Source organism: Streptomyces cyaneochromogenes, from assembly GCF_003963535.1.
Classification (GTDB): Bacteria; Actinomycetota; Actinomycetes; order Streptomycetales; family Streptomycetaceae; genus Streptomyces; species Streptomyces shaanxiensis.
Window position 1 is genome coordinate 10,030,915 of sequence record NZ_CP034539.1, and the last position, 11,202, is coordinate 10,042,116.

General features: G+C 71.3%; 9 protein-coding genes. 5 read left to right on the plus strand and 4 right to left on the minus strand.

The genetic code is table 11. The features are described 5' to 3' along the window. Position 1: 1 nt before the first annotated feature. Both EJ357_RS45055 and EJ357_RS45060 read right to left on the minus strand, forming a co-directional pair. Positions 2-964 carry a carbohydrate ABC transporter permease gene (locus tag EJ357_RS45055; protein ID WP_126398309.1) on the minus strand — a complete coding sequence of 321 codons (963 nt, stop codon included), beginning with the start codon at positions 962-964 and terminating at the stop codon, positions 2-4. Next, positions 961-2,370, minus strand: a complete 1,410-nt coding sequence (locus EJ357_RS45060) for an extracellular solute-binding protein (protein WP_126398311.1) — start codon at positions 2,368-2,370, stop codon at positions 961-963. Before EJ357_RS45060 ends, EJ357_RS45055 begins: the two co-directional genes overlap by 4 nt. Positions 2,371-2,560: 190 nt before the next feature. Here EJ357_RS45060 and EJ357_RS45065 point away from each other — a divergent pair, with 190 nt between their 5' ends. From EJ357_RS45065 to EJ357_RS45075, 3 genes are all read left to right on the plus strand, one after another. After that, positions 2,561-4,117, plus strand: coding sequence for a glycoside hydrolase family 32 protein (locus tag EJ357_RS45065; RefSeq protein WP_126400885.1), 1,557 nt, complete (start codon positions 2,561-2,563; stop codon positions 4,115-4,117). A gap of 34 nt (positions 4,118-4,151) precedes the next feature. Next, positions 4,152-4,760 carry an AAA family ATPase gene (locus tag EJ357_RS45070; RefSeq protein WP_175647759.1) on the plus strand — a complete coding sequence of 203 codons (609 nt, stop codon included), beginning with the start codon at positions 4,152-4,154 and terminating at the stop codon, positions 4,758-4,760. Between the two features lie 89 nt (positions 4,761-4,849). Continuing rightward, positions 4,850-5,824: a TauD/TfdA dioxygenase family protein gene (locus EJ357_RS45075; protein WP_126398313.1), complete on the plus strand. Its 975-nt coding sequence runs from the start codon at positions 4,850-4,852 to the stop codon at positions 5,822-5,824. A gap of 143 nt (positions 5,825-5,967) precedes the next feature. Here EJ357_RS45075 and EJ357_RS45085 read toward each other — a convergent pair whose 3' ends face one another. After that, positions 5,968-8,238: an MMPL family transporter gene (locus EJ357_RS45085; RefSeq protein ID WP_126398317.1), complete on the minus strand. Its 2,271-nt coding sequence runs from the start codon at positions 8,236-8,238 to the stop codon at positions 5,968-5,970. A gap of 175 nt (positions 8,239-8,413) precedes the next feature. Here EJ357_RS45085 and EJ357_RS45090 point away from each other — a divergent pair, with 175 nt between their 5' ends. Further along, on the plus strand, positions 8,414-9,586 hold the full coding sequence (locus tag EJ357_RS45090; RefSeq protein WP_126398319.1) for a sensor histidine kinase: 1,173 nt from the start codon (positions 8,414-8,416) through the stop codon (positions 9,584-9,586). After that, the gene (locus tag EJ357_RS45095; RefSeq protein WP_126398321.1) at positions 9,561-10,223 is read left to right on the plus strand and encodes a response regulator; all 663 of its coding nucleotides are present in this window, start codon (positions 9,561-9,563) and stop codon (positions 10,221-10,223) included. The genes EJ357_RS45090 and EJ357_RS45095 overlap by 26 nt, the downstream gene beginning before the upstream one ends. A gap of 99 nt (positions 10,224-10,322) precedes the next feature. Here the strand turns inward: EJ357_RS45095 and EJ357_RS45100 are convergent, their stop codons facing one another. After that, positions 10,323-11,201: an alpha/beta fold hydrolase gene (locus EJ357_RS45100; RefSeq protein WP_188142324.1), complete on the minus strand. Its 879-nt coding sequence runs from the start codon at positions 11,199-11,201 to the stop codon at positions 10,323-10,325. Position 11,202: the final 1 nt, after the last annotated feature.

Below are 11,202 nucleotides of genomic sequence, written 5' to 3' on the forward strand. Positions count from 1 at the left end.
CTCACTGGTAGTGGACGAAACGCCGGCTGAGCCGGAACTGGAGGGCGGTGACGGCCATGATCAGCACGAAGAGCAGCACACCCACGGCGGAGGCCTCGCCGAAGCGGAGCTGCTCGAAGGCGCTCTCGTAGATGACCATCACCACGGTGCGGGTGGAGTCGCCGGGCCCGCCGTTGGTGAGGACGTACGGCTGCTCGAAGACCTGGAGCGCGTTGATGATGCCGACCACCGACGCGACCAGCAGCGTGGGCGACAGCAGCGGCAGGGTGATGGTCAGGTGCTTGCGCAGGCCCGTCGCGCCGTCGAGGGAGGCGGCCTCGTGGATCTCCTTCGGGATGTTGTTGAGCCCGCCGACGAACAGCAGGAACGAGAAGCCGAACTGCTGCCAGACGTAGACCAGGATCACCGTGGCCATCGCCGCGTTCTCGGACGTCAGCCACGGCACCGGAGCGAACCCGACCAGCCCCAGCAGCCAGTTGACGACCCCGAAGTCCTGGTTGAACAGGTACTTCATCACCACCGAGATCGACGCGGCGGACAGCACCAGCGGGAAGAAGAACGCCGAGCGGAACACCGAGCGCAGCCACACCGGCATCCGCCCGTTGACCGCCAGCGCCAGCACCAGGGCGATCAGGAGCTGCAGCGCGACCGCGAACACCATGAACACCAGCGTGTTGCGGAAGGAGACCAGCACGGTCGAATCGCCGAACACCTCACGGTAGTTGGCGGCCCCGGCGAAGCTCGGGGAGTCGATGACGTTCCAGTGGAAGAGGCTCAGCACCACCGAGCCGACGATCGGGACGACCGTGAAGACGACGATGCCGACGATCGTCGGTGCCAGGAAGAGCGTGGCCAGCAGCCGGGTACCACGGTCACGGGCGGAGGGCCGGGGCGCGGCGACGGGTGCGCTGCGTGCCGCGGTCGGCTGTTTCGGCCGTACGTCGGGTATGCGGGTGTTCGTCATACGTCACGCTCCATGGCCTTCTCCAGATCGCTCTGCATCCGCCGCAGCGCGGGGGCGACCGCACGCCGCGAGGCCAGGGCGGTGCCGGTGTGCTTCAGCAGCACCTGCTCGACCTCGGCGACCTGCGGCGGCGCGGGGATCGGCCCGGTGTCGGGGAACTTGTCGAGGGTGTCGTAGAAGACCTGCCAGCGGTCCGGGCCGGTCTCCCGGTAGCGGTCGGCGGTGAGCATCGAGCGGCGGGCCGGGGTGGTCTGGTTCGTGTTGAACAGCCGCATCAGGGTGTCCCTGCGGGCGGCGTACTTGATGAACTCCCAGGCCTCCTCCTGCCGCTTCGACGTGCGCAGCAGCGCGTAGCCGGCCGCCCCGAACTGCATGCGCTGGGTGCGCCAGCGAGGGAAGTACTGGGTGTCGAACCCGCCCGCCTTCATCCCCGCCAGGTGCAGACCGCCCGCCCAGAAGCCGCCCGCCGGCGTGACCCCGACGCGGCCGGTGGAGAACACGCCGATGAGGTTCTGGCCGTTGCCCCCCTCGGGCCGGTTGCACAGGTCCTCTTCGATGAGGGAGGCGAGATAGTCGTACGCCTCCTCCACGCGCGCGTGGTCGGCCTGTGGGGTCGTCCACCGGAACCCGCCCCCGCGGCCGGCCCGTTCGGCGGCCGGATAGAAGGAGTCCCACAGCCAGGCGCCCCCCGGCGCCTTGGACTCGGTGAGCAGATTGGTGTCGTTGGCGAACAGCCACGGCACCACGCCGCCCCAGAGCCGGTTGGTCCAGAAGTACGGCGTGAACTGCGAACCACTGGCCCTCTTCATGTCCCGCAGGAGCGCGGTGAAGTCGTCGCGGGTCCAGTCGGCCGCCGGGAAGTCCGCGCCCGCCCGCTTCAGCACCTGGTTGTTGAGGTAGATGTCGGCCGCGTTGAACTCGACCGGCAGCTGGTAGAGGCTCCCCTCGTACATCATCGACTCCACCAGCGAGGGGTGGACGTCGGCGAAGTACTCGCGCAGCTCCTCGGCGTCCCGCTTCACCCAGCGGTCCAACGGGACGCCGAGGCGCTGCGCGAACAGCTGGACGCCTTCGGTCGCGACGTAGACGAGGTCGGGCGCGGTTCCTGCAGCGATCTGGGTGAGGATCTTCGCGAAGAAGTCCGACCAGTCCACGGCCTGCACCGCGTTGATCCGCAGCTTGATGTCGGGGTGGACCCGTTTGAAGCCCTCGGTGAGTGTGCGGATGGCCTCCGGCCCGTAGGCGGGGCCGAGTGTGGCGACGACGAGGGAGCCGTCGTCGCGCCCGGGGATGTCGGCTCCGGTGAGCCGGTCCCAGCTCGCGGCGGTGCCGGCCAGCGCGGCGGCTCCCGCGCCGTAGGCGCCGTACCGCAGCAGGGTGCGGCGGGTGAGATGCGAGTCGGTCATTCAGGTGGGCCTAACTCGTGTTAGCCAGAACTGATGCCCCAGATGATGTGAAGCCTGTTACGGGCCTGTCAAGAGTCGCGAACGACTTGACCTTTAACGAGTTAGGCCGCACAGTCCTGACCCACACGAGCCGTACTCCTGGCGACGAGGCCAGAGAAGGAGCCGCACCATGAAGCGTGATGCATCCGGCATGCCCGGAATATCCAGGAGATCGCTGTTCATCGCCTCGACCGTTGGCGCGGCCGGCGCGTTACTCCCCGCCGTGTCCAAGCCGGCGGCCGCGCAGGCGACGGCCGAGGCCGCGTGCGCCGGCAGTTACCGCGCCGAGTACCACTTCACCGTCCCCGACCAGTGGATGAACGATCCGCAGCGGCCGGTGTGGATCGACGGCGAGTACCACTATTACTACCTGTACAACCCCGACTACTCCACGGGCGGCACGGCGGCGGGCACCGCCTGGCGACTGGCCACCAGCACCGACCTGGTCTCCTTCACCGACCGTGGGATCGCCGTGCCGAAGGACACCACGCCCAACGGTGACGTCTGGTCCGGCTCGGCCGTGATCGACACCGGCAACACCGCCGGCTTCGGCGCGGGCGCGGTGATCGTCCTCGCGACCATGGCGCCCGACGACGTCGCGCAGGCCCAGTTCTTGTACTACTCGACCGACGGCGGCCGTACGTTCACCCCTCACGGCACCGCCCCGGTCCTGCCCAACCCCGGCGTCCGGGACTTCCGCGATCCCAAGGTGATCCGCGACGAGGAGCGCGGGCGGTGGGTGATGGCGCTCGCCGAGAACGACAAGGTGGGCTTCTACCACTCCGCCGACCTCAAGTCGTGGACGTACGTCGGTGGTTTCATCAAGGGCGGCATCGGCGTGCTGGAGTGCCCGGACCTGTTCCGCATCCGTGCGGCGGACGGCACCTGGAAGTGGGTGCTGGGCGTGAGCGCCAACGGCAAGGGATCCGGGCTGCCGAGCACCTATGCCTACTGGACCGGCTCCTTCGACGGCACCGCCTTCACCCCGGACGCCTCCGACCCACAGTGGCTCGACCACGGCTGGGACTGGTACGCGGCCGTGACCTTCGAGAAGCGGGACGCGACCGGCACGCTCGATCCGGCGGCGCGGTACGCGATCGGGTGGATGAACCACTGGGACTACGCCAACACGACGCCCACCTTCGAGTGCGACGGCTTCAACGGCACCGACTCGATCGTCCGCGAGGTCACGCTCAAGCGGGCGGCGGACGGCACGTACTACCTGGCCTCCCAGCCGGTCGCGGGGCTCGACAACCATGTCTCCCGCACAGTGAGCCTCGGAGACCTGGAGGTCAGCGGGAGCCGCCTGCTCGGCTACACGGGCACGGCGTACGAGCTGACCACCGAGATCACCTGGGAGCAACTGGCGGGCGCTGGAATGCAGTTGCGCCGGTCCTTGGACGGCGGACGGCACATCGACGCCGGGATCCACGACAGCTACGCCTACGTCAACCGCGCCTACACCACCGGCCCCGACTCGTCCGGACGGTGGCAGGAGAGCCGGAGCCCCTTCGACCCGTCCTCGCGCACGGTGCGACTGCGCATCCTGGTCGACCGTACGTCCATCGAGATGTTCGTGGACGACGGCCGGTACGTGCACTCCACCGAGGCCTTCCCGGACCCGGCCGACACCGGGCTCGCGCTGTACACCATCGGCGGCACGGCGGTGTTCCGGAACACGGTGATCCGGGAGTTCGCCGTGGGGTGAGCAGGGCTGAGTAGGGCTGAGTAGGGTCGAGGACATGCAGGACGTGCGCGTGGTGCTCATCGGGGGAACGTCCCACACCGGCAAGTCGACCGTGGCCCGGGCCGTCGCCGAACGGCTCGGGTTCGCCTGCCGCTCGACGGACAGGCTCGCCCGGCACCCCGGGCGGCCCTGGCGGACGCCGGAGTGGGAACCTCCGCCGCATGTCGCCGAGCACTACGCCACCCTGGACGTCGACGAACTGATCCGGTCGGTGTCGGACCACTACGCACGCCTGTGGCCCCGCATCGAGGAACTCGTCGTCGACGGGGCGAGCGGAGAGGGCCCCGGCCTGGTCCTGGAGGGCTCCGCGCTGTGGCCGGCCCGGGTGGCCGGGCTGATGACCGTGCCCGGCACCCGGGCCGTATGGCTCACGGCCGATGAGACGGCGCTGCGGGAGCGCATGCGGGCGTCGGCGCGCTACGGGGAAATGACGGACCAGGAGCGCCACTTGGTCGACAAGTTCCTCGCCCGTGCCGAGCGCTTCCAGACGCTGATGGCACAGGACCTGGACGCGCGCGGCCTGGCGCGTGTCGACACGGGCGGCCTCCCGGCGGGCAGGGTGGCGGACTCGGTGCTGGCGGCCGTCGGCGTGCCCGGGCGCTGAGGCCCTGTCGCCACGCCCGCCGAACACTGTCACGATCTTCCTGGAACCGGCTCGGACCGGAGCCGGTGCGGACGATCGACGGAGTGCGCATGACGACGGACAGGGCCACCGCGCAGGGGACGGAGCAGGTGGCGGGGATCGAGGTGAAGCCGGTCGCCGGGCACATCGGGGCGGAGATCGCGGGCGTCGACCTGGCCGGCGAGCTGGACGACGCCGTGGTCGCGGCGATCAGGGCGGCGGTGCTGCGCTGGAAGGTCGTGTTCTTCCGCGGACAGCGGCTGGACCACGCCGGGCATGTGGCGTTCGCGCGCCGGTTCGGCGAACCGGTCGTCCTGCGCAAGCGGGGGAGCGCCTCCCCGTCGGACTTCCCCGAGATCGAGACGACCGCCGACCGGCTGGAGCTGGGCGGGAAGTTCGGCATGGAGCACGACGAGTGGCTGCGACGGCGCCGCCACACCCTGCTGCGTGGCTGGCACTGCGACCACGGCGCCCGTATCGACCCGCCCGCCGCGACGATCCTGCGCGCGCAGACCGTACCTCCGTACGGCGGCGACACCACCTGGTCAAACCTCGCGGCCGCGTACGCCGGACTCTCCGGCCCGGTGCGGGAGTTCGTGGACGGCCTGCGGGCCGAGCACCGACTCGGGGTCGGCTACCAGCCCCGCCCCGGCGACGACGCCTACGTCCGTCATCTGCTGGAGCGTCAGGTCGCCTCGCTGCATCCCCTGGTGCGCGTCCATCCGGAGACGGGGGAGCGGGTGCTCTACGTCAACGGCTACTACGTCGAGCAGATCGCCGACCTCTCGCGGACGGAGAGCCGGGCGATCCTCGACATGCTGCTGGAGCAGGTGGTCCGCCCGGAGTACACGGTCCGGTTCCGCTGGGAGCCCGGCAGCGTGGCCTTCTGGGACAACCGGGCCACCATCCACCTCGCGCCCAGCGACAACGCCCACCTCGACTTCCCGCGGACCATGCACCGCGTGATGCTCGTCGGTGACGTGCCGGTCGGGGTGGACGGCAAACCGTCGGAGCCGATCATCGGGACCGAACCGGGGCTTTGGTAGCCCCGACACCGGGTGGCAGTGGCGGGACACCGGCGCGGTCGTGCTCGTGCTGGTGTACGCGCTGCCCCGGTGGGGATCGGGACGCGAGATCGTGCTGGGCGTCGCGGTGAGGTGCCGGACGCCAAGGGCGGGCAGGAGTTGAGTCAACGGTCGACCAGCCGTGGACGCGGGGCCTCACCCGTGGATTCCGCGTCGGGGTCGTCGGTGCCGACCGGGCCGCGGGGAAGCATCCGGTCCAGCCACCCCGGCAGCCACCAGTTGGTCCGGCCGAGGAGTGTCATGGTCGCCGGTACCAGCACCATGCGTACGACCGTGGCGTCGATGAAGATCGCGGTGGCCAGGCCGAGCCCGAACATTTTGGTGGAGGGGTCCTCGGCGACGGCGAAGGACAGGAAGACCGCCACCATGATGAGGGCGGCCGAGGTGATGATCCGGGCGGTGCCCGAGACGCCCTCGACGATCGCCGTGCCGTTGTCGCCGGTGCGCAGGTACTCCTCGCGTACGCGGGAGAGGAGGAACACCTCGTAGTCCATCGACAGGCCGAACAGGATGGCGAAGAGGAACATCGGGATGAACGACACGATCGGAACCGTCGCTTCCAGCCCGATGAGTGCTCCTCCCCAGCCCCACTGGAAGACCGCGACCATGATGCCGTAGGCCGCGCCGATGCTCAGCAGGTTCAGCAGTACCGCCTTGAGCGGTACGAGTATCGAGCGGAAGACCGGCATCAACAGCAGGAACGACATCGCCAGCACGGTGGCGACGAACACCGGCAGGCGCTCGCTGGTGCGTTGGCCCACATCGGACAGGCTCGCGGCGGCGCCGCCGACGTGTGCCCTGGCCGGGCCGTGCCCGATCGCCGTGGGCAGCACGTCGGTGCGCAGCCGGGCGATGGTGTCGGCCGTGGCCTTGTCCTGAGGGCTGGTCGTCGGGAACACCACGAGGGTCGCGATGCCGGTGGCCCGATCGATGTGCGTCGGTGCGACGGATGCGATGCCCGGATCCGCCGCGACCGCCCCGACGAGTCGGTCCAGCACGCCCGGATCACCGGCGGGGTCCGCGGCGATGACGAGGGGACCGTTGGTGCCCGGGCCGAACCCCTCGGCGACGAGGTCGTAGGCGCGGCGCTCGGTACGGCTCTGAGGCAGTGAGCCGTCGTCGGGCAGGCCGACGCGCAGGCCGAGCAGGGGCAGCGTCGCCGTCAGCAGCAGCCCCGCCGCGCCGACCGCGTACGGCACCGGGTGCCGGCTGACGTGCCCGATCCAGCGCCGCCACCCGGCGGCGGGGGCGGCGCCCGCCGCCGGGTCCCGCCGCCGTGCGAGTCGGCCCGGCTTCCTGGTCTGCAGAGCCCGGCGGATCCGGCCGGTCCGGGCCAGGCGTGGGCCGGCGGCGCCGAGGAAGGCCGGCAGCAGCGTCACCGACGCGACCACCATGATCAGGACGACGATCGACACGGCGAACCCGCCCACCGTCATGAACGGCACGTTCGCGACCGCCAGGCCGAGGATCGATACGACGACGGTGCCGCCGGCGAAGACCACCGGCCGCCCAGCCGTGGCCACCGCTCGTCCGGCCGCCTCGTGCGGAAAGAGCCCGCGCGCGAGGTACTCCCGGTGTCTGGCGAGCACGAACAGCGCGTAGTCGATGCCCACTCCGAGCCCGACCATGCTGCCCAGCACCGGTGCGAAGGTGGGGACGTCCGTGACCCCCGCCAGTACCGTCATCGTGGCGACCCCGACGGTCAGTCCGAAGACCGCCATGCCGATCGGCAGCGCGGCGGCGACGAGCGAACCGAACGCCAGGAACAGGATCGCGGCCGCGGCGAGGAGACCGATCAACTCGCTCGCGCCGCCGTCGGGGTCGGAGAAGGCGTAGAAGAGGCTCCCGCCCATCTCGATGCGCAGGGGCAGTTCGGCACGCAGCCGGTCGCCGAGATCGACGAGGGCGTCGAGGTCTTCGGCCGACAGCCGGCTCTGGTCGGGGTACTGCACCCGGACGACCGCGATCCGCCCGTCGGCCGAGACGAGGCCGCCGCGCCCGGCGGTGTCCCCGCCCGCGTCGAGTGCCCCCGCCGGGTCGCTCGTGCCGAGCACGTGCGGCAGCCGCTTCACCTCGGTCTGCAGCCCTGCGAGAGCGGTGCGCGCGCTGTCGTGGTCGAAGAACGTCGCAGCGTCGTCGAGGGGGGTGACGACCACTTGGGCGGTCATCCCCTCCTGGCCGGTGCCGGCCCGCTCGATCAGTTCCGCGGCCCGCTGGGAGTCCAGTCCCGGCGCGGTCATCGAATCCGCATTCCGCCCACCGAAGGCGACGGCGGCGAGGACGGCGAGCGTGGCGGCGACCAGCCATGCCGCGATCACCCGCCAGGGATGGCGGGCGGCGCTTGCGCCCAGGCGCAACAGGGCTTTCGAGAGCATCGGGTCCTCCAACCACCTTGTCGGCCGTCCTTGTACGGCCGCCGATGCCGAGGTTCGTCGCCACGGCGCTCCGCGGCATCGGCCCGCGGGCCGCGGATCCGTCGGCCCCGGGGCGGAGTGACGAACCGTCCTTTCGGCCGATGCGCGGCACGGCGCGGTCCCTACGCTGAGAACCGTGCTGCGAGACGACCTGCGAACCCTGTGGACCGAACCCCGGCCGCCCGACGCGCCCGCCCGGGTGTGGCGGGACTGGGTGCTGCTCGCCGCGGGCCTGGGCGGAGTGGTGCTGGAGGCCACCCTGCGCGAGAACGTCGTGTGGCGGCCGGTGGCGGTGGTGTTCACCGTATGGCTGTGCCTGCTGCCCCTGTGGCGCCGGACCCGCCCGCTGGCGATGGTGACGCTGGCGTTCGGCTCGGTGATCCTGCTTCAGGTGGCCTCGCTGGTCGCCGCACCGCGCGAGCCCGTCGGCCTGTACACCGGCGCGGTCGTGCTCGTGCTGGTGTACGCGCTGCCCCGGTGGGGATCGGGACGCGAGATCGTGCTGGGCGTCACGGTGGTCCTCGCGGCCGCCGCGCTGTGCTCCGTCACGGACGAGACGCCGGTCGTCGAGAACCTCGTGGGCTTCGTCTTCCTGCTGCTGCCCGGCGTGTTCGGGGCTGCCGTGCGGTTCTGGGTGACCGCTCGCGAGCGGCAGTTGGAGCAGGTGCGCTCCCGCGAGCGCGAGCAGCTCGCCCGGGAACTGCACGACACGGTGGCCCACCACGTGTCGGCCATGGTGATCATCGCCCAGGCGGGCCGGGTGCTCGCGGGCGCCGACCCGTCCGCCGCCGTCGAGGCGCTGGAGGGGGTCGAGGAGGAAGGGGCGCGCACGCTGGAGGAAATGCGAGCCATGGTCGCCGCGCTGCGCGACCGCGGGGCCGGCGCCGAGCTGGCGCCGCCTGCCGGCGTCGCGGATCTGGAGCGCCTGGTGCGCACGCCGGGTGGTCGCCTCAAGGTCGACCTGGGGCTCGACGGCGAGCTGGACTCGCTGCCGCCGGCCTTGGACGCGGCCGTCTACCGCATCGTGCAGGAGTCGGTGACCAACGCGATGCGCCATGCGGTCACCGCGACCGAGGTCCTGGTACGGGTCACCGCGGAACGGCACAAGGTACGGGTGAGTGTGCGCGACAACGGCCAACGCACCGGCCGAGGTCGCGACGGATACGGACTTGCCGGACTGCGCGAGCGCGCTGCCCTGCTCGGCGGCGAACTACAAGCCGGCCCTGGCGCCGACCAGGGCTGGCATGTCGAAGCCGAGCTGCCGAGAGGGAGGACCGAGAGCGGTGCCCATCCGCGTCCTCGTCGCTGACGACCAGACGATCATCCGCACCGGGTTGCGGATCATGCTGAACGCCCAGCCCGGCATCGAGGTGGTCGGCGAGGCCGCCGACGGACTGGAAGCGGTGCGTCTGGCCCGCGAACTGCGCCCCGACGTCTGCCTGTTCGACATCCGCATGCCCGAGATCGACGGGCTCGAGGCCACCCGGTTGGTCGCCGGCCCGGGCGTCGCCGACCCGCTGGCCGTGGTCGTCATCACCACGTTCGACCTCGACGAGTACGTCTACGGCGCGCTGCGTGCCGGCGCCCGCGGATTCCTCCTCAAGGACACGGGACCAGACCTTCTGGCCCAGGCCGTACGGTCGGCGTCCGACGGTGAGGCGCTCATCGCGCCCAGCGTCACCGTCCGTCTGCTCCAGGCATTCGCGGACCTGCCCGCCGGCCGGCCCGCGGCCCAGCCGGTCTCCCCCGTCACCGCCCGCGAGGAGCAGGTGCTCCTCGCCGTCGCTCGCGGGCTGACCAACACCGAGATCGCCGATGCGCTGCACATCAGCCTCAGCACGGTGAAGACGCATCTGGCCAGCCTGATGGCCAAACTCGGCGCCCGCAACCGGGTCGAGATCGCGATGTGGGCCTACGAAACGCGCCGTATCCTCCCCGGAACCTGAGCCGGGTGCCGGGCCGGGACATCGGTGCCTCGGTCGGCTCAGGTCGCCACCAGGTGCCTCACCCGCCCCAGGGCGGGCGCCCGGACGCCTGGGGGTTGGTCAGCGCGCGAGCAGGGCCCGCAGCGCCTTCGCGATGTCGTCCGGCGCCTCCTCCGCCATGAAGTGGCCGCAGGTGACCGTGGTGTGCCGCAGGTCCGGCGCCCAGGCGCCCCACAGCGCGGCGGCGTCGAAGCCGAGGGCCGCGCCCCAGTCCTGCTGGAGCACGCTGACCGGCATCCGCAGCGTGCTGCCTGCCGCCCGGTCGGCCCGGTCGTGCTCGATGTCCACGCCCGCGGAGGCCCGGTAGTCGGCGACGATCGAGGGCACCGCCGCCCGGCAGGCCGCCAGGTAGGCGGCACGGACCTCCGGCGGAACGGCCTCCCGGTCTCTCGTCCAGATGTCGAGGAAGTGGCCGAAGAAGGCGTCCGGCGCGGCACTGATCATGCGCTCCGGCAGACCCGGCGGCTGAGCCATCAGATAGAGGTGGAAGCCCACGGCGGCGGAGACGCCGTGCATCACCTCCCACATGTCGAGGGTCGGCAGGACGTCGAGGCACGCCAGATGGGTGACCGTGCCGGGATGGTCGAGCGCGGCGCGGAAGGCGACCAGGGCGCCACGGTCGTGCCCGGCCAACGCGAAGCGCTCGTGGCCGAGTTCACGGGCGAGGGCCACGATGTCCGCGGCCATGGTGCGCTTGGCGTAGACGGTGCCGTCGGACTCCGCCGGCTTGTCGCTCGCGCCGTAGCCGCGCAGGTCCGGGCAGATCAGGGTGTGGTCGGCCGCGAGATCGGCCGCCACGTGGCGCCACATCAGGTGGGTCTGCGGGAAGCCGTGCAGCAGCACGACGGGTGTGCCGGAGCCGCCGACGGCCGTGTGCAGGCGGACTCCGTCGGCGACGGGGACGCGGTGATGATCGAAGCCGGTGATGACAGGGGGCACG

Bases quoted from the DNA above. Each gene is read 5' to 3' on its own strand.
- EJ357_RS45065 (WP_126400885.1), top strand. From the start codon at position 2,561: ATGCCCGGAATATCCAGGAGATCGCTGTTCATCGCCTCGACCGTTGGC.
- EJ357_RS45060 (WP_126398311.1), bottom strand. From the start codon at position 2,370: ATGACCGACTCGCATCTCACCCGCCGCACCCTGCTGCGGTACGGCGCC.
- EJ357_RS45075 (WP_126398313.1), top strand. From the start codon at position 4,850: ATGACGACGGACAGGGCCACCGCGCAGGGGACGGAGCAGGTGGCGGGG.
- EJ357_RS45085 (WP_126398317.1), bottom strand. From the start codon at position 8,238: ATGCTCTCGAAAGCCCTGTTGCGCCTGGGCGCAAGCGCCGCCCGCCAT.
- EJ357_RS45070 (WP_175647759.1), top strand. From the start codon at position 4,152: ATGCAGGACGTGCGCGTGGTGCTCATCGGGGGAACGTCCCACACCGGC.
- EJ357_RS45055 (WP_126398309.1), bottom strand. From the start codon at position 964: ATGACGAACACCCGCATACCCGACGTACGGCCGAAACAGCCGACCGCG.